This window comes from Enterobacter sp. JMULE2, assembly GCF_013337145.1.
GTDB lineage: Bacteria > Pseudomonadota > Gammaproteobacteria > Enterobacterales > Enterobacteriaceae > Enterobacter > Enterobacter mori.
The window spans coordinates 1195127-1215428 of sequence record NZ_SGWD01000010.1 but is presented as its reverse complement, the minus strand read 5'-3'; the positions used below and the strand labels follow the sequence as shown (position 1 = coordinate 1215428).

The 20302-nt window shown below is 55.7% G+C and carries 18 protein-coding genes; 16 read left to right on the top strand and 2 right to left on the bottom strand.

Going from position 1 to position 20302, the window contains the following annotated elements:
• The first annotated feature begins 3 nt into the window (after positions 1-3).
• From araG to otsA, 4 genes are all read left to right on the top strand, one after another.
• Positions 4-1518 carry an L-arabinose ABC transporter ATP-binding protein AraG gene (araG, locus tag EXW94_RS06585; RefSeq protein WP_174339752.1) on the top strand — a complete coding sequence of 505 codons (1515 nt, stop codon included), beginning with the start codon at positions 4-6 and terminating at the stop codon, positions 1516-1518.
• Between the two features lie 14 nt (positions 1519-1532).
• Complete coding sequence (araH, locus tag EXW94_RS06580) at positions 1533-2513, top strand: arabinose ABC transporter permease AraH (RefSeq protein ID WP_010432481.1); 981 nt, start codon at positions 1533-1535, stop codon at positions 2511-2513.
• 152 nt (positions 2514-2665) lie between these two features.
• Positions 2666-3469, top strand: a complete 804-nt coding sequence (gene otsB, locus EXW94_RS06575; protein WP_108417565.1) for a trehalose-phosphatase — start codon at positions 2666-2668, stop codon at positions 3467-3469.
• Positions 3444-4868: an alpha,alpha-trehalose-phosphate synthase gene (gene otsA, locus EXW94_RS06570; protein WP_100166006.1), complete on the top strand. Its 1425-nt coding sequence runs from the start codon at positions 3444-3446 to the stop codon at positions 4866-4868. Before otsB ends, otsA begins: the two co-directional genes overlap by 26 nt.
• Positions 4869-4883: 15 nt before the next feature.
• On the opposite strand, the gene uspC is transcribed toward otsA, so the two are convergent.
• Positions 4884-5312, bottom strand: coding sequence for a universal stress protein UspC (gene uspC / locus EXW94_RS06565; protein ID WP_010432484.1), 429 nt, complete (start codon positions 5310-5312; stop codon positions 4884-4886).
• A gap of 794 nt (positions 5313-6106) precedes the next feature.
• Here uspC and flhD point away from each other — a divergent pair.
• The 6 genes from flhD to cheW all read left to right on the top strand — a co-directional run bounded on the left by flhD (position 6107) and on the right by cheW (position 11527).
• Entirely contained in the window at positions 6107-6457 is a 351-nt protein-coding gene (gene flhD, locus EXW94_RS06560) for a flagellar transcriptional regulator FlhD (RefSeq protein WP_010432485.1), read from the top strand.
• The gene (gene flhC, locus EXW94_RS06555; protein ID WP_172411157.1) at positions 6454-7038 is read left to right on the top strand and encodes a flagellar transcriptional regulator FlhC; all 585 of its coding nucleotides are present in this window, start codon (positions 6454-6456) and stop codon (positions 7036-7038) included. The genes flhD and flhC overlap by 4 nt, the downstream gene beginning before the upstream one ends.
• A 123-nt stretch (positions 7039-7161) precedes the next feature.
• Positions 7162-8049 carry a flagellar motor stator protein MotA gene (gene motA, locus EXW94_RS06550; RefSeq protein WP_008500417.1) on the top strand — a complete coding sequence of 296 codons (888 nt, stop codon included), beginning with the start codon at positions 7162-7164 and terminating at the stop codon, positions 8047-8049.
• On the top strand, positions 8046-8975 hold the full coding sequence (motB, locus tag EXW94_RS06545; protein WP_010432487.1) for a flagellar motor protein MotB: 930 nt from the start codon (positions 8046-8048) through the stop codon (positions 8973-8975). Before motA ends, motB begins: the two co-directional genes overlap by 4 nt.
• A 4-nt stretch (positions 8976-8979) precedes the next feature.
• The gene (gene cheA, locus EXW94_RS06540; RefSeq protein ID WP_108417566.1) at positions 8980-11004 is read left to right on the top strand and encodes a chemotaxis protein CheA; all 2025 of its coding nucleotides are present in this window, start codon (positions 8980-8982) and stop codon (positions 11002-11004) included.
• A gap of 19 nt (positions 11005-11023) precedes the next feature.
• Positions 11024-11527, top strand: a complete 504-nt coding sequence (cheW, locus tag EXW94_RS06535; protein ID WP_010432502.1) for a chemotaxis protein CheW — start codon at positions 11024-11026, stop codon at positions 11525-11527.
• 96 nt (positions 11528-11623) lie between these two features.
• Here cheW and EXW94_RS06530 read toward each other — a convergent pair whose 3' ends face one another.
• Positions 11624-12889: a dicarboxylate/amino acid:cation symporter gene (locus tag EXW94_RS06530; RefSeq protein WP_042716086.1), complete on the bottom strand. Its 1266-nt coding sequence runs from the start codon at positions 12887-12889 to the stop codon at positions 11624-11626.
• A gap of 429 nt (positions 12890-13318) precedes the next feature.
• Between EXW94_RS06530 and EXW94_RS06525 the strand changes: the two genes are divergently transcribed.
• The 6 genes from EXW94_RS06525 to tar all read left to right on the top strand — a co-directional run bounded on the left by EXW94_RS06525 (position 13319) and on the right by tar (position 20298).
• A complete protein-coding gene (locus EXW94_RS06525; protein ID WP_108417567.1) occupies positions 13319-13891 on the top strand; it encodes a spore coat protein U domain-containing protein in 573 nt (190 codons plus the stop codon).
• 12 nt (positions 13892-13903) lie between these two features.
• Positions 13904-14452 (top strand): spore coat U domain-containing protein, encoded by a 549-nt coding sequence (locus EXW94_RS06520; RefSeq protein WP_108417568.1) that lies wholly within the window; start codon positions 13904-13906, stop codon positions 14450-14452.
• A gap of 16 nt (positions 14453-14468) precedes the next feature.
• Positions 14469-15227 (top strand): molecular chaperone, encoded by a 759-nt coding sequence (locus tag EXW94_RS06515; protein WP_108417569.1) that lies wholly within the window; start codon positions 14469-14471, stop codon positions 15225-15227.
• Complete coding sequence (locus EXW94_RS06510) at positions 15203-17587, top strand: fimbria/pilus outer membrane usher protein (RefSeq protein WP_174339751.1); 2385 nt, start codon at positions 15203-15205, stop codon at positions 17585-17587. The genes EXW94_RS06515 and EXW94_RS06510 overlap by 25 nt, the downstream gene beginning before the upstream one ends.
• On the top strand, positions 17584-18546 hold the full coding sequence (locus EXW94_RS06505) for a spore coat U domain-containing protein (RefSeq protein ID WP_174339750.1): 963 nt from the start codon (positions 17584-17586) through the stop codon (positions 18544-18546). Before EXW94_RS06510 ends, EXW94_RS06505 begins: the two co-directional genes overlap by 4 nt.
• Before the next feature lie 84 nt (positions 18547-18630).
• Positions 18631-20298, top strand: coding sequence for a methyl-accepting chemotaxis protein II (gene tar / locus EXW94_RS06500; protein ID WP_174339749.1), 1668 nt, complete (start codon positions 18631-18633; stop codon positions 20296-20298).
• Positions 20299-20302 lie beyond the last annotated feature (4 nt).

The window sequence follows — 20302 nt, the reverse complement described above, 5'->3', positions numbered from 1 at the left end:
GTTATGCAACAGTCTGATCCCTATCTCTCTTTTCGCGGCATCGGGAAAACCTTCCCCGGTGTTAACGCGCTGACCGATATCAGCTTCGACTGCCATGCCGGTCAGGTCCACGCGCTGATGGGGGAGAACGGCGCGGGAAAATCCACGCTATTAAAAATTCTCAGCGGTAACTACACCCCCACAACCGGCACGCTGGCGATACGCGGCGAAGAGGTGGCGTTTGCCGATACGACGGCGGCTCTCAATGCCGGGGTCGCCATCATCTATCAGGAACTGCACCTCATTCCTGAAATGACCGTGGCAGAGAACATCTATTTAGGTCAGCTTCCGCACAAAAGCGGCGTGGTAAATCGTTCGCTACTCAATTACGAAGCGGGGCTGCAGCTTAAACACCTTGGGCTGGATGTTGATCCGCAAACGCCCCTGAAATATCTCTCCATCGGCCAGTGGCAGATGGTTGAAATTGCCAAGGCGCTGGCGCGTAACGCCAAGATTATCGCCTTTGATGAACCGACCAGTTCGCTCTCCGCCCGTGAAATTGAAAATCTGTTCCGCGTGATCCGCGAGCTGCGCAAAGAAGGACGCATCATTCTGTACGTTTCGCACCGTATGGAGGAGATCTTTGCCTTAAGCGATGCCATCACCGTGTTTAAGGACGGTCGCTACGTGCGGACGTTCACGGACATGGCACAGGTTAACCATGACCAGCTGGTTCAGGCGATGGTCGGACGCGAGCTGGGCGATATTTACCACTGGCAGCCGCGCGAGTACGGCCCGGAGCGTCTGCGTCTGGATAACGTTAAAGCGCCCGGCGTGCGCACGCCGATTTCTCTTTCGGTGCGCAGCGGTGAAATCGTCGGACTGTTTGGCCTTGTCGGGGCAGGGCGCAGCGAACTGATGAAAGGGTTGTTTGGCGGCACGCGGATCACACAGGGGCAGGTCTCGATTGACGGTCAAATAATCGATATCCAGAAGCCCGCTCACGCGATCAATGCGGGCATGATGCTCTGCCCGGAAGATCGCAAAGCGGAGGGGATCATTCCGGTCCACTCGGTGCGCGATAACATCAATATCTCTGCGAGACGCAAATACATCCGCGCGGGGTGCCTGATTAATGACGGCTGGGAAGCGAGCAACGCCGACCACCATATCCGATCGCTGAACATCAAAACGCCGGGTGCGGAGCAGCTGATCATGAATCTCTCCGGCGGTAATCAGCAAAAAGCCATTCTGGGCCGCTGGCTGTCGGAAGATATGAAGGTCATTTTGCTGGATGAGCCGACGCGCGGTATCGACGTGGGGGCAAAACACGAAATCTATAACGTGATTTATGAACTGGCAAAACGCGGCGTGGCGGTGCTGTTCGCCTCCAGCGATCTGCCTGAGGTGCTTGGCGTTGCCGACCGCATCGTCGTGATGCGTGAAGGTGAAATTGCCGGTGAGTTGCTGCATGAACAGGCGAATGAACAACAGGCGTTGAGTCTCGCCATGCCTAAAGTTAGCCAGGCTGTCGCCTGAGTAAGGAGTCAATGATGTCCTCTGTAACTACATCCGGAGCGCCGAAGTCGGCTTTCAGTTTTGGCCGCATCTGGGACCAGTACGGTATGCTGGTGGTCTTTGCCGCGCTGTTCCTCGCCTGCGCGATTTTTGTGCCGAACTTTGCCACCTTCATCAATATGAAGGGGCTGGGGCTGGCAATCTCCATGTCCGGCATGGTGGCCTGCGGCATGCTGTTCTGCCTGGCGTCGGGCGATTTTGACCTGTCGGTGGCCTCGGTAATCGCCTGCGCAGGCGTGACCACGGCAGTCGTTATCAACATGACCGAGAGCCTGTGGATTGGCGTCTTTGCAGGGTTGATGCTCGGCGTGCTGAGCGGCCTGGTGAACGGGTTTGTGATTGCCCGCCTGAAGATTAACGCCCTGATCACGACGCTTGCGACCATGCAAATTGTGCGTGGTCTGGCCTATATCATCTCCGACGGGAAAGCCGTGGGGATCGAAGACGAGCGCTTCTTTACCCTGGGCTATGCCAACTGGCTGGGTCTGCCTGCGCCAATCTGGCTGACGGTCGCCTGCCTGATCCTGTTTGGCTTCCTGCTTAACCGCACCACCTTTGGCCGTAACACGCTGGCGATTGGCGGGAATGAAGAGGCGGCGCGCCTGGCGGGTGTTCCGGTGGTGCGCACCAAGATCATTATCTTTGTGCTCTCAGGGCTGGTCTCCGCAGCAGCCGGGATCATTCTGGCGTCGCGCATGACCAGCGGCCAGCCGATGACCTCCATTGGTTATGAGCTTATCGTCATCTCAGCCTGCGTTTTGGGGGGCGTTTCCCTGAAAGGCGGCATCGGAAAAATCTCATATGTGGTGGCCGGTATCCTGATTTTGGGGACGGTGGAGAACGCCATGAACCTGTTGAATATTTCGCCATTCTCGCAGTACGTGGTGCGGGGTCTGATCCTGCTCGCAGCCGTGATTTTCGACCGTTATAAGCAAAAAGCGAAGCGTACCGTTTAACGCCTTTCCGCGCTTTTTATTGCTCAACTAATAACCATAGTTGACCCCTTAACCGCCCCGCCAGTTTTACTGACGGGGCGGTTGTCAAATGGCGAGCACCGTCACACTGTCTATACTTACATGGCTGTTTACTCACTGTAAGGAGGAAAAGGGTGGCTGACTTGTTAACCGCACCGCCTGTACTGCCCGGAAAATTTGCTTTCTTTTTTGACCTCGACGGAACACTCGCCGGGATAAAGCCGCATCCAGATGAGGTCGTTGTACCGGATACGGTGTTAGAGAATTTGCAGCAGCTCTCGCGGATGAACGAGGGGGCACTGGCATTGATTTCAGGGCGCTCAATGGCCGAGCTGGACGTGCTCGCCAGTCCATATCACTTTCCGCTGGCCGGTGTACACGGAGCGGAGCGCCGCGATATCCATGATCAACAGCATATTGTCTCACTCCCCGATGCCTTAATTCAGTCGCTGCATACTCATCTCTCTTCTGCTCTGGAGGCGCTGCCGGGTACCGAGCTGGAAGCCAAAGGTATGGCCTTTGCTCTGCACTATCGTCAGGCACCGCATCATGAAGCGGCAGTCTTTGCCATCGCCCGCGGCGTGGCCGATGCGCACCCGGAGCTCGCGTTACAGCCGGGGAAGTGCGTCATTGAGATTAAACCTGAAGGGATCAACAAAGGCGCTGCTATTGCGGCGTTTATGGCCGAGCCGCCTTTTCAGGGGCGTAAGCCGGTATTTTTGGGGGATGACCTGACCGATGAGGCCGGGTTTATGGTGGTCAATAAGGCCGGCGGGATGTCTGTCAAAGTCGGGCCTGGAGAAACGTGTGCCGGATGGCGGCTGGAAAGCGTCGCCAGCGTCTGGCAGTGGATATCTGACGTCGCTAACCAGCAACAACAACAAATAGCGCAACACAACGGGAGAAATCTATATGGGTCGCTTAATCGTCGTCTCTAATCGCATTGCACCGCCGGATGATAAAAAAGCCAGCGCGGGTGGCCTGGCGGTGGGGGTATTAGGTGCCCTAAAAGCCGCCGGAGGACTCTGGTTTGGCTGGAGTGGGGAAATCAGTAACGAAGACAAGCCGCTTAAGAAAGTCTCGCGCGGCAACATTACGTGGGCCTCTTTCGCCCTGAACGAACAGGACTATAACGAATATTATTCCGAGTTCTCTAATGCCGTACTGTGGCCTGCCTTCCACTACCGCCTGGATCTGGTCAAATTCCAGCGCGAGTCTTATGAAGGCTATATGCGCGTCAATGCGCTGCTGGCCGATAAACTGCTGCCATTAATTAAAGAAGACGATATTTTATGGATCCACGATTATCATCTTCTGCCCTTTGCCCGAGAGTTGAGAAGACGCGGCGTCAACAACCGTATCGGCTTCTTCCTGCATATTCCCTTCCCGACGCCGGAGATCTTCACGGCGCTTCCGCAGCACGACGAGATCCTGGAAGCACTGTCCGATTACGATCTCCTGGGTTTCCAGACTGAAAATGACAGGCTGGCTTTCCTCGACAGCGTGTCGGGTAAAACGCGGCTGGTTACGCATGGCGGTAAATCGCACGCGGCCTGGGGTAAAACCTTCCATACGGAGGTTTATCCTATCGGCATCGAGCCGGAAGAAATTGCCGAACAAGCGTCTGGCCCGTTGCCGCCAAAACTGGCACAGCTGAAAAATGAGCTTAAAAACGTTAAGAATATCTTTTCAGTAGAGCGCCTCGATTACTCCAAAGGCTTACCGGAGCGCTTCCTGGCGTATGAAACGTTACTGGAGAAATATCCGCAGCATCACGGCAAAATTCGCTATACGCAGATAGCGCCGACATCGCGCGGCGAGGTGCAGGCTTATCAGGATATTCGTCACCAGCTGGAGACCGAAGCAGGGCGCATCAACGGCCGCTACGGACAGCTGGGCTGGACACCCCTTTTCTATCTGAATCAACACTTTGAGCGCAAGATCCTGATGAAGGTCTTCCGTTATGCGGATGTCGGGCTGGTGACGCCCCTGCGTGACGGGATGAATCTGGTGGCAAAGGAGTATGTCGCAGCACAAGATCCTGCGGACCCTGGGGTACTGGTGCTGTCTCAATTTGCCGGTGCGGCGAATGAGCTTACTTCAGCACTCATCGTTAACCCTTACGATCGCGATGACGTCGCGAACGCCCTCCACCGCGCCTTAACCATGCCGCTGGCGGAGCGTATATCTCGCCATGCGGAGATGATGGAGACCATCCGTAAAAATGACATTAACCACTGGCAGGCTCGTTTTATAGACGATCTGCGTGAAATTGAACCGCAGAGCCATGAGGGACAGCTGCAAAAAAAGATCGCGACTTTCCCTAAACTGGCGTGATATTCCTCGGGGGCTTTATGAGCCCCCAAGAGGGACCAACAACACATCCACCTGGCTTGAGGCGACAATCGATTTCGCCGAACATGCCGCGCGCGAAAAAAAGCTTTGGTTATGATTACCGCAGATCACCAAATCAATATTCTGTTTTTGGCACAAGCTAAGAATATGTTCGTTTAATTCCCCGGTGGCAATAATGGTCTGGTGAACCGGATATTGCGCCTTTTCTACCAGTTCTCGCAGAAACTGCTGTGTTTCTTCCTGCAAAACCTCACGAATATCCTCGAGCATGGGGGCTGCCAGTTGATTGTACATTTCGGGTTCGGCTGTCAGTGTGATCAGGCTGATGCGAGCATTGGTGGGCCTGGCGATAGAAACGGCACGGGCGACGAGTTGATGACTTTCCGGCGAAACCGCAACAGAAACAAGAAGATGGGTGTAACTCATCACGCACTCCTTTGATGTCTGAACAACAAGGTTTCTTCAGCTTTACCGCGATTTCAAGACTTCCGCAAGGGGGGAATAAGGCATTAGTGTGAAGCTTATCATAATTATTCATTAATTATTCTTATAAGAAGAATAATTGCAAAGTGTGTCCAAATGAAAAAAATTAACAACTTAACGTAAATCACACTTTTTTTAGTCAGTCGCGTTAAATCGTTTTAACCTGTTATAAACACAATTTGAATGATCACGCAGTGAAATAAATTTTATGCACTTTTTTCATAACTATATGTTTTTACTAAGTAATGGAAGTGTGACTGCTAGATGTACGCGATGTGAATGATTGGCGTAGTCAATATAAGCAGAAAAAGCAATTGCTATGCCGTATCTGTTCATACGCATGCATGAGTATTCGCTCTTCAAGAATATAAAACAGTCTCGTTTGGTGAAATTTTGACCAAATTACAAGTCATACTGATGGATTTATGGAGAATATTCACTTAAATTGTGTGACGTAGATCACATTTTTTTTAAATTTGAGGATGGCTGCATTGTATGTGTCAAAACTGACGAGTAGAGTTTGCGTCGAATTAGGAAAAATCTTAGTTATTTGTAAGAAATGATAAAACGATATGAGGCGCAGCTGCGTTTCAGCTGTTGTACGTTTTGCTGAATACAAACCTAAATTCAACTATGCATTTAGCCTTTTCTTTTTTATACCGGGTGATTTCCCGGCGACATCACGGGGTGCGGTCTTTCCGCATAAAAATAATAGTTGGTTATTCGGGATGGGAACAATGCATACATCCGAGTTGCTAAAACATATCTATGACATCAATTTGTCATATTTACTGCTCGCGCAGCGTTTGATTAGTCAGGACAAAGCGTCCGCGATGTTTCGTCTGGGTATTAACGAAGAGATGGCAACCATGTTGGGTGGATTAACACTCCCGCAAATGGTCAAGCTGGCAGAAACGAATCAACTCGTTTGCCAGTTCCGCTTTGATAATCCGCAGACAATCACGCGTCTGACCCAGGAATCCCGCGTTGACGATCTTCAACAGGTCCATACCGGTATTCTTCTCTCCACACGATTGCTCAGCGAAATCAGCCAGCCTGATGACGTTGCCCGTAAGAAAAGGGCATAAAAATGAGCGAGAAAAGCATTGTTCAGGAAGCGCGTGATATACAGCTGGCAATGGAGCTGATTACGCTGGGTGCTCGTTTACAAATGCTGGAAAGCGAGACTCAGCTGAGCCGTGGTCGTCTCATCAAACTGTATAAAGAATTACGTGGTAGTCCACCGCCTAAAGGAATGCTGCCGTTCTCAACGGACTGGTTTATGACCTGGGAACAGAATATCCATGCATCGATGTTCTGTAACGCCTGGCAGTACCTTCTGAAAACCGGTTTGTGTAGCGGCGTCGATGCCGTGATCAAAGCGTATAAACTTTACCTTGAACAATGCCCTCAGCAGGAAGATGGACCCCTGCTGGCACTGACCCGCGCATGGACGCTGGTGCGTTTTGTTGAAAGCGGAATGCTTGAACTGTCTCGCTGCAACTGCTGCGATGGCAATTTTATTACCCATGCTCATCAGCCTGCTGGCAGCTTCGCCTGTAGTTTATGCCAGCCTCCATCCCGCGCCGTAAAAAGACGTAAACTTTCCCGGGATGCTGCCGATATTATTCCACAACTGCTGGATGAACAGATCGAACAAGCTGTTTAACCCGAACGTGTGGGCAAGATTCCAGCAGCGGTAAGCAATTACCGCTGCTTTTTTTTACCCCGCATTCCGGTAACGCTGTCGAAATGAACGTCCTGCCTTAGTCACTAGCGGAAGGATGATGTCGTGCTTATCTTATTAGGTTACCTGGTAGTTCTCGGTACAGTTTTCGGCGGTTACATGATGACCGGCGGGCACCTTGGAGCACTCTATCAACCGGCTGAACTTATTATCATCGGCGGTGCAGGGGTAGGGGCTTTTATCGTTGGTAACAACGGTAAATCGATCAAGGGCACGCTGAAAGCGATTCCGTTGCTGTTCCGTCGCTCGAAATACACCAAAAGCATGTATATGGATCTGCTGGCGCTGCTCTATCGCCTGATGGCGAAGTCACGTCAGCAGGGCATGTTCTCGCTGGAGCGTGACATCGAAAACCCGAAAGAGAGCGAAATCTTCGCCAGCTATCCACGTATCCTGGCTGACGCGATGATGCTGGATTTTATCGTCGATTACCTGCGCCTGATCATCAGCGGCAACATGAACACCTTCGAAATTGAAGCGCTGATGGACGAAGAGATCGAAACCCACGAAAGCGAATCTGAAGTGCCAGCCAACAGCCTGGCGCTGGTGGGCGACTCGCTTCCGGCGTTTGGTATCGTTGCGGCGGTGATGGGGGTGGTTCACGCGCTGGCCTCGGCGGATCGTCCGGCGGCAGAGTTAGGTGCGCTGATTGCCCACGCGATGGTCGGGACTTTCCTCGGTATCCTGCTGGCGTACGGTTTTATCTCACCGCTGGCGAGCGTGCTGCGTCAAAAGAGCGCGGAAACCACCAAAATGATGCAGTGCGTGAAGATCACGCTGCTCTCCAACCTCAACGGTTACGCACCACCGATCGCCGTCGAATTTGGCCGTAAAACGCTGTACTCCAGCGAGCGTCCGTCGTTTATCGAGCTTGAAGAACACGTGCGTGCGGTGAAAAACCCAAACCAACAGACGACAACTGAGGACGCATGAAAAACCAGTCCCATCCGATCGTCATCGTAAAAAAGCGCAAGCATAAGGGGCACGGGCACGGTTCCCATGGCTCGTGGAAAATTGCTTACGCCGACTTTATGACTGCCATGATGGCGTTCTTTCTGGTGATGTGGCTGATCTCCATCTCCAGCCCGAAAGAGCTGATCCAGATTGCGGAATATTTCAGAACGCCGCTGGCAACGGCGGTGACCGGTGGGCCGCGCATTTCGAACAGCGAGAGCCCCATTCCTGGCGGTGGCGACGATTACACCCAGCAGAAGGGTGAAGTGAAAAAAGAGCCAAACATCGACGATCTGAAAAGACGAATGGAACAGGCGCGCCTGAAGAAACTGCGTGGCGATCTCGATCAGCTGATTGAAGCGGACCCGAAACTGCGCGCGCTGCGCCCGCACCTGAAGATCGATCTGGTGCAGGAAGGTCTGCGTATCCAGATTATCGACAGCCAGAACCGCCCAATGTTTAAAACCGGCAGTGCGGACGTTGAGCCGTATATGCGCGATATTTTACGCGCCATTGCCCCGGTCCTGAACGGCATTCCTAACCGAATCAGCCTGTCAGGCCACACGGATGATTTCCCGTACGCCAGCGGTGAGAAGGGATACAGCAACTGGGAGCTTTCTGCCGATCGTGCCAACGCCTCGCGTCGCGAGCTGGTGGCGGGTGGGCTTGATGATGGCAAGGTTCTGCGCGTGGTCGGCATGGCAGCAACCATGCGCGTCACCGACCGCGGGCCGGACGACGCCATCAACCGTCGTATCAGTCTTTTAGTGCTGAACCAGCAGGCGGAGCAGGCCATCCTGCATGAAAACGCCGAAAGTCAGAATGAGTCACTGGACGATTTAAAACAGCCTGGGGCCGTTCCTTCGGCTGCCGTTCCAACATCGCCACCAGCCAATCCGAGGTGATAGCGTGAGCATGGATATTAGCGATTTTTACCAGACATTTTTTGATGAAGCCGATGAACTGTTGGCCGATATGGAGCAACACCTGCTGGACCTGGTGCCTGAAGCACCGGATTCAGAGCAGCTCAATGCCATTTTCCGTGCAGCGCATTCTATTAAAGGTGGTGCAGGGACCTTTGGATTTACCATTTTGCAGGAAACGACCCATTTAATGGAAAACCTGCTGGATGAAGCACGACGCGGTGAGATGCAGCTCAATACCGACATTATCAACCTGTTTTTGGAAACCAAAGATATTATGCAGGAACAGCTCGACGCCTATAAAAGTTCGGCAGAGCCTGATGCCGCCAGCTTTGAATATATCTGCAACGCGCTGCGCCAGCTGGCGCTGGAAGCAAAAGGTGACGTGGTCGCTGCCGTACCGGCGGCGAAGCTGAGCGTTGTTGATGCCATGGCCGCACAGGACGCGGCGCCCGCTGCCGACCGCCCGGCGAAACTGCGCGTGGTGTTGTCCCGTCTTAAAGAGAGCGAAGTCAACCTTCTCGAAGAAGAACTGGGCAACCTGGCGACATTGAGCAACGTGGTGAAAGGTAAAGACAGCCTTGCCGCGACGCTGGATGACGGTATCAGTCAGGACGATATTGTGGCGGTGCTGTGCTTTGTTATCGAAGCCGACCAAATTGCCTTTGAAACTGAAGCCGCGGCAGTCGATGCCCCTGTCGCAGTGGAAGAGGTCGCACAAGCGGCTGCGCCTGCCGTCGTACCGGCCGCGCCTGCATTAAAAGCCGTGCCGAAAGATACGGCTGCACCTGCCCGCGGTGAAAAACCGGCCGCGCGCTCCAGCGAGTCCACCAGCATCCGCGTGGCGGTTGAGAAGGTTGATCAGCTGATTAACCTCGTCGGTGAGCTGGTGATCACCCAGTCAATGCTGGCACAGCGTTCTAACGAACTGGACCCGGTAACCCACGGCGATCTCATCACCAGCATGGGTCAGTTACAACGTAACGCCCGCGACCTGCAGGAATCGGTGATGTCCATCCGTATGATGCCGATGGAATATGTCTTCAGCCGCTTCCCGCGCCTGGTGCGCGACCTGGCCAGCAAGCTCAATAAGCAGATCGAACTGACGCTGATGGGCAGCTCCACCGAGCTGGACAAAAGCCTGATTGAACGCATCATTGACCCGTTAACGCACCTGGTGCGTAACAGTCTCGACCACGGCATTGAGTTGCCGGAAAACCGCGTGGCGGCCGGGAAATCCCCTGTCGGAAACCTGATTCTTTCCGCGGAACATCAGGGCGGGAACATCTGCATCGAAGTGACCGATGACGGCGCGGGCCTGAACCGCGAGCGTATTCTCGCGAAGGCGATTTCACAGGGCATGGCGGTCAACGAAAACATGACCGACGAAGAAGTGGGCATGCTGATCTTCGCGCCGGGCTTCTCAACCGCGGAGCAGGTGACTGACGTGTCCGGGCGCGGCGTGGGCATGGACGTGGTGAAACGTAACATCCAGGAGATGGGCGGCCACGTTGAGATCCAGTCTAAACAGGGCTCTGGTACCACCATTCGCATCCTGCTGCCGCTGACGCTGGCGATCCTTGACGGCATGTCAGTCAAAGTGGCGGACGAAGTCTTCATTCTGCCGCTGAACGCGGTGATGGAATCCCTCCAGCCACGTGAGGAAGATCTGCATCCGCTGGCGGGCGGCGAGCGCGTGCTGGAAGTGCGCGGCGAGTATCTCCCGCTGGTTGAACTGTGGAAAGTGTTCGAAGTGGACGGCGCGAAAACCGAAGCCACGCAGGGCATCGTGGTGATCCTGCAAAGTGCCGGTCGCCGCTACGCGCTGCTGGTCGATCAGCTGATTGGTCAGCACCAGGTGGTGGTGAAGAACCTCGAAAGCAACTACCGCAAAGTGCCGGGGATTTCTGCTGCGACCATTCTGGGCGATGGCAGCGTGGCGCTGATCGTCGATGTGTCGGCGCTTCAGGGATTAAATCGTGAACAACGTGTGGCGTACACAGCCGCCTGATTAAGTAGAAGGTAAAAACATGACCGGTATGAGTAATGTAACGAAGCTGGCGGGCGAGCCATCAGGGCAGGAATTCCTGGTATTCACTTTGGGCGATGAGGAGTACGGCATCGATATCCTGAAAGTGCAGGAAATTCGTGGTTACGATCAGGTTACCCGCATCGCTAACACGCCTGCGTTTATCAAAGGCGTGACCAACCTGCGCGGCGTGATCGTGCCTATCGTCGATCTGCGCGTGAAGTTCAGCCAGGGCGACGTGGAGTATAACGACAACACCGTGGTGATCGTCCTCAACCTTGGGCAGCGCGTGGTGGGTATCGTGGTGGATGGCGTCTCTGACGTGCTCTCCCTGACCTCTGACCAAATCCGTCCTGCGCCGGAATTTGCGGTCACGCTGTCGACCGAATACCTCACCGGCCTGGGCGCGCTCGGCGAGCGTATGCTGATTCTGGTGAACATTGAGAAGCTGCTGAACAGCGACGAGATGGCGCTGCTGGATATCGCCGCGAGTCATGTAGCATAAAACAAAGCCGGGTGGCGCTGACGCTTACCCGGCCTACGTGTTCGAGCTATTTGTAGGCCGGGTAAGGCGAAGCCGCCACCCGGCTTTTTCATACCGTTACGCTTCCTGTTTTACCAGCTCAGCTTCAGCTTCCGCTTCCCGCGCACCTTCATTCTGCGACAGCATCGCGGTCGCAATACCATTCCCCAGAACGTTAATTGCGGAACGGCCCATATCCAGGAAGTGGTCGATGCCCATCAGCAGCAGAATACCCGCCACCGGAATATTAAAGCTCGGAATGGTTGCTGCCAGCACCACCAGCGACGAGCGCGGTACGCCCGCAATGCCTTTTGACGCCAGCATCAGAGTCAGCATCAGAACCGTCACTTCCGAGAAGCTCAGGTGAATGTTGTATGCCTGGGCGATAAACATCGAGGCGAAAGAGCAGTAAACCATCGAGCCCACCAGGTTAAAGGAGTAACCAATCGGCAGGACGAAAGAGGCAATACTGCGCGAGCAGCCAAAACGCTCCAGCTGTTCCAGCGTTTTAGGGTAGGCGGCTTCAGAGCTGCTGGTGGTAAAGGCCACCAGGACCGGATCTTTCAGCATGCTGACCAGGCGAAACACCTCTTTTTTCAGCACCATGTAACCCACGGCCAGCAGCACCATGCAGGTCAGCAGGATTGCCACATAGTAGCCGCCGATAAAGGAGGCGTAGTTCAGCAGAATGCCCAGACCCTGCGTGGCGATGACGGAGGAGATCGCCGCGAAAATGGCCAGCGGCGCAACGTACATCACGTAACCCGTGACCTTCAGCATGATATGGGAAACCACATCCAGCGCGGCCACCAGCGGCGCGTTGAATTTCTGCCCCAGCGATGCGCCAGCAATGCCGAAGAACATTGAGAACACCACAATCTGCAGGATCTCATTGTTCGACATCGCCCCTGCGATACTGGTCGGAATGGTGTGCGACAGGAAGGCTTTCAGCGTCATGCCGCTGACGGCCAGGCCGGTATCCACAGCTTCTGTCGGCACCGTCAGGTTCAGACCGCTTCCCGGATGCTCTAGGGTGACGATAAATAGCCCCACCAGAATAGAGAGCACGGATGAGCTGATAAACCACACCATCGCTTTGCCGCCTACGCGGCCAATGGTGGAGGTTTCGCCCAGCTTCATAATGCCAACGGTCAGCGTGCTGAAGACCAGGGGCGCAATCACCATTTTGATCAGACGGAGGAAAATATCGGTCAGAAGGGTAATATTATCCGACCAGGCTTTGATGGCATCCGCAGATGCATATTCATGAATTGCTGCCCCTGAAAGAATACCCGCCAGCATGAATATCACGATGAAGAGTGTGAGTTTGTTTGCACTTGCCACGAAAAAAGACCCTCTATGCGCTTCAGATGTAGCCCGCGTCGATACATATAAATTTTTTATTACGAAACGGGAAATTATTCGGCCCATAAATTGACGCAAAGCGTAGGGGGATACAACTCCTTTTTAAGTTTTATTAAATTTGTTGTGAATGCGCTGACGATATATTGTGATTAAGATCACACTTTAATGGATATATTCTCTCCTGATAAAACAAAATCGCCGCCTGAAAACATTTAACTCTATGTTATTTATAAAGATAGGGAGTCAATAAGACATATGGCTTATGTGTAATGGGGAAGGTGGTCGAAGCGATATCCGTAAACTAAATTCTCAATAACCCCCTCAGAGGAACCTTAAGCGGGGCTAACATCTTGAACAGCAAAAATAAAATGTGGCAAGGGAACGGCGACGTCTTCTGGAGAGTGGTAAATGAAAAGAAAACGCCTTTTGATCTGCGCAGGCTCGTTACTGGCTGCGACAATGGCCCCTCAGGCTTTGGCCGTGACCAGCAGCGGCACCATCGGCGCGACGCTGACGCTGACAAACGGGTGTCTGATAAACGGATCGCCCGCGCAAAGTGGCATTAACTTCGGTACGCTCGATTTCGGGACCCATCCTGCCACGTTTTCTACCCTGACCACGCAGCTCTCCGGTGCCAGCGGCGGAAACACCTTCACCATTCAGTGCACGACCGCCAGCTATACGGTGGCGATCGTCGGCAACACCAACTCCACGGCCCCCGGCACCGTTGTCGGCACGCCAGGCACACCTGCGCGCTATCTGGTTAACACCGCCAATACGGCACAGGGCGTGGCTTACAGCCTGTACAGCGACAGCGGGTTTAATACCGTGATTGCCAATAACGCCGCGTTGCCGATCGCCTCTACGGCCGGAGGGGTAGACAGTTACACCCTCTACGGGCGTATTACCGGCGGCGGCAACAGCGTGACGGTCGTCCCGGGGACCTACACCGACACGATTAACGTCAGCGTCACCTACTAGTCCTCTACCGCCATGAAGGCAACGTTGAGAAGTCTGCGCAAACGCGCAGAGGGAAGCGTGCACCCTTTTTTCACGCTGATGGTTGTATTGCTCATGATGCCGACGGCGGATGCGGTGACGTCTCAGTCCTTTAAGGTCAGCGCCACGATTGTACCCGGATGTGCGGTGGCTACCGGTAGCGGCGGGCTTTTCGGCACGCTGGACTTTGGCAGTCATAACGGCGTCGAGAGCGCGCCGGTCAGCACCAGCTTTGTGCCAAACGGGGCGTTGTCCATCGCCTGTACGCCGGGCGTGGCGCTGAGCATGAGCATTAACGGCGGTCAAAATTATTCATCCGTTCGTCGGATGAAGCGGTCCGGTGGAACAGAACTGGTGCCATACCGGCTCTACAGCAGCAGCTCGCTGGCCGCCAACAGCGAAATTGGTGTTAACCAGGCGATACCGGTGACCTATACCAACAGCAACAACATCGCGCTGCCGCTTTTCGGCGTGGCGCTACTGACCGGGTTTAGCCCGGCAGGAACCTATACCGATCAGCTCACCGTGACCTTGTCATGGTAATAAAGGGAGAGTATTGATGAAGCCATTTTTCAGACCTGTTTGTCTGGCGGGCGCGTTGAGCCTGACGGTGGCAACCGGGCAGGCGCAGGCGGCGGCCACCATCCTGCTGTGGCCGATCGATCCGTGGCTGGCTGCGGACGCCAACGCCACGGAGCTGTGGATCCAGAACCAGGGAAACAGCGCCACGACGATGCAGGTCCGCATCGTGCGCTGGAAACAGGAGGATGGACACGAGCGTTATACCGCGCAGCAGGATGTGGTCGCCAGCCCGCCCATCGTCACGATTGGTACAGGCAGCAAGCAGCTTATTCGCCTTATCAAACAGGCTTCCGTTCCCGCAGGTATCGAACAGGCTTACCGCATCATCGTGGATGAAATTCCCCAGCCAGATGCCAAAGCCGAACCCGCTATCGGCCTCAAATTGCAGATGCGCTACTCCATCCCTCTGTTTGTGTATGGCCAGGGGGTTCCGACTATAAAAGAGGGCGCGCACCACGCGCTGGCGGAGACCCAAAATCTGAGCTGGCGGGTGACGCAGGCGGGTGGACAGCCTGCGCTGGAGGTTCGAAACCGGGGTGATATTCATGTCAGACTGAGCCAGGTGGCGCTGGAGCAGGGGGGGCAGAAACGCACGGTCGCGGAGGGATTACTGGGTTACGTCCTCCCGGGCAGCACCCGCAGCTGGCCAGTACCCGCTGGCGTTCGTCAGCCGGAGCGGATGAGCGCGCAGATTAATGCCAGGGACGAACAATGGCAGTCGACGCCCGTAAACTGAAGCCAGCGATGATGATACTGCTTTGCGTCAGTTCCGCGACCCTGGCCGAGCCCGGCGACGACAGTTTGCCGCCGCCTCCTCAGGCACAGGCGATAAATGATGAAGCGGTCTTCCAGCTCGCCCTCGTGCTCAACCACTACGATACCGGTCTGGTCGTGCCGGTGACGCAGCGTAAAGGCGCTTTCTTTATTTCCAGCGCCGACCTGCTGCGCGCGGGGCTGCCCCCGGCGCATGTTCCTGCCGGAGAGGTGAATCTCTCCTCGCTTGATCAGGTTCGGGTGGAATACGACAGCGCCGCGCAGCGCCTGCTGCTGACCGTTCCCCGCGCCTGGGTGACGGCCCGCGTGACCCCTTTCAGCGCGCAAACGGCGCAGGCCAAACCGCACTACGGGCGCGGGGCGCTGCTGAATTACGATCTCTACACCAACCACACGGAACATATCGGCGGTCAGGCGTCGCTCTGGCATGAGTTTCGCTACTTCAACGAGAACGGCTCATTTTCCTCCACCGGCTACGCCCGGGAAAACTTCACCGGTAACGACGGCCAGCAGGAAGGGTATGTTCGCTATGACACCACCCTGCTGTTCACGAATGAAGATGACGCGATGAGCTGGAGCGTCGGGGATGTGATCAGCGATGCCCTGAGCTGGAGCTCCAGCGTGCGGATGGGTGGGGTAAGCGTCGGGCGGGATTTCTCCCTGCGTCCCGATCTGGTGACATGGCCGCTGCCCGAGTTCGCGGGGGAAGCCGCAGTACCCACCTCGGTCGATCTCTTTATCAACGGCTATCGCTCCGGCTCAACCCAGCTTCAGCCTGGCCCCTTCACCCTGACCAATCTGCCCTATATCAACGGCGCCGGGGATGCGGTGCTGGTCACGACGGATGCGCTGGGGCGACAGGTGAGCACCACGCTCCCGTTCTACGTCACCAGCGACTTGCTTAAACAAGGGCTGAGCGACGGTGCCGTGACCCTGGGCAGCCTGCGGCGTAATTACGGTATCAAGAATTTTGACTACGGTTCGGCAGCAGGCAGCGGCTCGTATCGCTACGGGATGACGGACTGGCTGACGCTGGAGGGGCACGCGGAAGGGGCGCAGGAGCTGGCGCTGGGCGGGGCGGGGACGGTGATAAAACTCGGCCAGTTTGGCGTGGTGAATACCTCTTACTCGCAAAGCCGCATGCGCGGTGACGAGGGCGGGCAAATCAACTGGGGTTACCAGTACAGCACCAGCGAGTTTAGCGTCGCCACCCAGCACACGCGTCGCGACCGCGGCTTTGGCAACCTCGCCCTTTATGACCAGCCGACGGTCTATGACGAAAACGATAAGCCCATCGCCAGCTTCAGCCGCAATACGGACCAGTATTCTCTCACCTTCAATCTGGGACAATATGGCAACATCGGCGCGGCCTGGATCGGCGTGGAGAGTTTTGACGGTCAAAAAACCGAGCTGCTTAATCTCTCCTGGAGCCGCAACCTGTGGGGCGCGAGCAGTATTTACCTCGCCGGCAGCCGGGATCAACAGCGCGGAGACTGGACCGTTGCGCTGTCGCTACAGGTGCCGCTAGGGGAGCGCGACAGCGCTGCCGTCACCGTTGAGAACACCCCGGACGCAGGCAGTACTCAGCGCATTAACTACAACCACGCCATGCCTTCTGACGGTGGGTTCAGCTGGAATATGGCCTGGGCCAACCAGTCAAGAGCCAGTGATTATCAACAGGGCACGCTGGGCTGGCGCAACAACAACGTTGAACTGCAGGGCGGCGCCTATGGCGAACGGGACATGATGACCTGGTGGGGCGAGGCGATGGGTTCCGTTGTGCTGATGGACGGCGAGCTGTTTGCGGCGAACAAAATCAACGATGCGTTTGTGGTGATCAGTACCGACGGCCACCCGGATGTGCCCGTCAGCTATGAAAACCAGCCTGTTGGTAAAACCAATAACAACGGTTACCTGCTGGTGAGCGGGGTGTCGGCGTATTACCCGGCAAGCTACCGGATTGATACCCTGAATCTGCCCGCGGATACCCGGCTGAAAGAGACCGAACGGCGGATCGCCATTCGCCGTCACAGCGGCTATCTGGTGGACTTCCCAATGGAGCAGGAGCGGGTGGCCAGCGTTATTCTGCATGATGCGCACGGGCAGGCGCTGCCGGTGGGAAGCCAGGTCCGACGCGTCTCGCGCAGCAACGCGGTGGTGGGGTATGACGGCATCGCCTGGCTGGAAAATCTCAGCGATGTGAATCCGCTCGAGGTGATCGCACCAGATGGAAAACGCTGCAAGGCCACGCTGACCGTGGGAGCTAATCCGGAGCACAAGCTGCAAACCTACGGTCCACTGGTGTGCCGGGAGGGGCCATGACGCGCCTGCTGCTGTGGATGCTGCTGCTGTTTTCCGGCGGCGGCTGGGCGGCGTGCACCGTCAGTACGGTCAATGCATCGTTTGGCAGCGTCACCTCGTTCGCGCTCAGCGGAAACGGGGAGGTGGAAACCACCGGCACGCTGGTGGTGGCGTGTGACGCCGTGCTCAATGTACTGACCAACGACTCGGTGACCCTGAACTACACCTCGGCATCGGTTTCGGGCAACAGCCGCGCCACCATGAAGCGCACGGATAATGCGGCCATCGCGGACGTGATTCCTACCCGGCTGTGCGGATTATCCGGTTGCGCGAGCAGTAGCGAGGTGCAGATAAGTAATTCGTATACCTGGAGCGGGAACACACTGCTGGGGCTGCTCGGGTCAAAACGGTACAACATACCACTCTATTTTCGCACCGTCCCCGGACAAAACGTGACTGCCGGGCCTTACCAGGTGCTGCTGACCTTCAGCATCAGCTACAACGTCTGCGCCGTCGGTCTTGGAAGCCTGTGTACATCTCCCCAGTCGGGTACTACAACGACCAGCATTCTGCTTAACATGACCGTCACCAACGACTGCAGCGCCATGACCACGCCGGACGTGAACTTCAACAGCGCACCGCTGGTACAAAGTTTCCCTACCGTCTCGCAGGCCATTGCCGTCACCTGCACCAAAGGCAGCACCTACACTATCGGCATTAATAATGGTGCCAACGCCCTCAATAATGTCCGCCGGATGGTCAGCGGCAGTAACACCATGAGCTACGACATCTATAAGGAAGCCTCCGGTAACCGCTGGGGCAGCAGCGGCAGCGAGCGCTGGACCAGCGCGACATCGTCACAGGTCAGCACCGACGGTTTACTGCGTACCTATAACTACACCGCAAAAGTTCTGACCAGCCAGGCCACGCCTCCCGCCGGAACCTACACCGACACGCTGATTGTCGACGTGGCGTTTTAACCCCGCGCTTTTCCCTTTCGCAAATGTAAAGTTCCTGTGGCCTGTGCCGATAACACCGTTAATAAATCTATGAGAAGGTGTTGTATGTTGAACCGTATCCGCGTTGTCACAATGCTTATGATGGTGCTGGTCATTTTCGCACTTCTTCAGCTTATTTCCGGTAGCCTCTTTTTTTCGTCGTTAAAACAGAACCAGGACAGCTTCGTGGCCTCGAACGATCTGCGGCTGCAGCAGAGTGAACTGACCACGACGTGGGATCTGATGCTGCAAACGCGTATCAACCTGAGCCGTTCGTCCGCGCGCATGATGATGGATCCCAACAATCAGCAGAGCAGTGCGAAAACGGACCTGTTGAAAAACGCGCGTGCGACGCTTGCCGACGCGGCAAAACATTACGACGCCTTCAAAAAGATTGCCCCGCAGCCTGCGATGGAGCAGGCGAGTGCCAATATTGATGAGAAATACAACGCCTACTTTGCCGGGCTGACGGAGCTGATCCAGTTCCTGGAGAGCGGCAACATGGATGCCTATTTCGCTCAGCCGACGCAGGGGATGCAAAACGCACTCGGTGCGGCGCTGGGTGAATATGCCAAAGCCAGCAGCGACTTGTACCACTCCGCATTTACTGAAAGCCAGAACGACTACCGTTTCGCTAAATGGCAGATGGCCGTGCTGGCGCTGGCGCTGGTCATCGTGCTGGTGGCCGTCTGGTACGGCATTCGTCACATCCTTCTCAACCCGCTGGGCCGCGTGATTGCGCATATCCGCGACATCGCCTCAGGCGATCTGACCAAAACGCTGACCGTGTCCGGGCGCAACGAGATCACCGAACTGGCAAACAGCGTTGACCATATGCAGCGCTCGCTGGTGGAGACCGTCACCAACGTGCGTAACGGCTCCGAGGCGATCTATACCGGCACCAGCGAAATTGCGATGGGGAATAACGACCTCTCTTCCCGTACGGAACAGCAGGCGTCTGCGCTGGAAGAGACCGCAGCCAGCATGGAAGAACTGACGGCCACCGTGAAGCAGAACGCCGATAACGCCCGTCAGGCGTCTCAGCTGGCGGAAAGCGCCTCTGAGACGGCGCAGCGCGGCGGTCGCGTGGTGGATGGCGTGGTGAAGACCATGCACGAAATCGCCGACAGCTCGAAGAAAATCGCCGACATCATCAGCGTCATCGACGGTATTGCCTTCCAGACCAACATCCTGGCGCTGAACGCCGCCGTTGAGGCCGCTCGTGCCGGTGAGCAGGGCCGCGGGTTTGCGGTGGTGGCCGGGGAAGTGCGTAACCTCGCCAGCCGCAGCGCCAATGCGGCGAAAGAGATCAAAGCCTTGATTGAAGATTCCGTCTCCCGCGTGGATACCGGCTCCGTGCTGGTAGAAAGCGCAGGGGAGACCATGAATGACATCGTGAATGCCGTTACCCGCGTAACGGACATCATGGGTGAAATCGCCTCTGCGTCTGATGAGCAGAGTCGTGGTATCGACCAGGTCGCCCTGGCGGTATCGGAAATGGATCGCGTGACACAACAAAACGCCGCGCTGGTGCAGGAGTCCGCTGCGGCGGCCGCTGCGCTGGAAGATCAGGCGAGCCGTCTGAAGATGGCCGTCTCGGCGTTTCGTCTCGCTTCACTCGCAGCAAAAACGGTCGATTCACATACGATGTATCGTGCGCCCGCCGCAGCAACAGCAGCAACACCTGCGCGTACCGCGACGACCGGACAAGAAGAAAACTGGGAAACATTTTGACTGA

What these genes read in the sequence shown, in the direction of transcription:
- araG (WP_174339752.1), top strand. Translation starts at nt 4, where the DNA reads ATGCAACAGTCTGATCCCTATCTCTCTTTTCGCGGCATCGGGAAAACC.
- araH (WP_010432481.1), top strand. Translation starts at nt 1,533, where the DNA reads ATGTCCTCTGTAACTACATCCGGAGCGCCGAAGTCGGCTTTCAGTTTT.
- otsA (WP_100166006.1), top strand. Translation starts at nt 3,444, where the DNA reads ATGGGTCGCTTAATCGTCGTCTCTAATCGCATTGCACCGCCGGATGAT.
- uspC (WP_010432484.1), bottom strand. Translation starts at nt 5,312, where the DNA reads ATGAGTTACACCCATCTTCTTGTTTCTGTTGCGGTTTCGCCGGAAAGT.
- flhD (WP_010432485.1), top strand. Translation starts at nt 6,107, where the DNA reads ATGCATACATCCGAGTTGCTAAAACATATCTATGACATCAATTTGTCA.
- motB (WP_010432487.1), top strand. Translation starts at nt 8,046, where the DNA reads ATGAAAAACCAGTCCCATCCGATCGTCATCGTAAAAAAGCGCAAGCAT.
- cheW (WP_010432502.1), top strand. Translation starts at nt 11,024, where the DNA reads ATGACCGGTATGAGTAATGTAACGAAGCTGGCGGGCGAGCCATCAGGG.
- EXW94_RS06525 (WP_108417567.1), top strand. Translation starts at nt 13,319, where the DNA reads ATGAAAAGAAAACGCCTTTTGATCTGCGCAGGCTCGTTACTGGCTGCG.
- EXW94_RS06520 (WP_108417568.1), top strand. Translation starts at nt 13,904, where the DNA reads ATGAAGGCAACGTTGAGAAGTCTGCGCAAACGCGCAGAGGGAAGCGTG.
- EXW94_RS06515 (WP_108417569.1), top strand. Translation starts at nt 14,469, where the DNA reads ATGAAGCCATTTTTCAGACCTGTTTGTCTGGCGGGCGCGTTGAGCCTG.
- EXW94_RS06510 (WP_174339751.1), top strand. Translation starts at nt 15,203, where the DNA reads ATGGCAGTCGACGCCCGTAAACTGAAGCCAGCGATGATGATACTGCTT.
- EXW94_RS06505 (WP_174339750.1), top strand. Translation starts at nt 17,584, where the DNA reads ATGACGCGCCTGCTGCTGTGGATGCTGCTGCTGTTTTCCGGCGGCGGC.
- tar (WP_174339749.1), top strand. Translation starts at nt 18,631, where the DNA reads ATGTTGAACCGTATCCGCGTTGTCACAATGCTTATGATGGTGCTGGTC.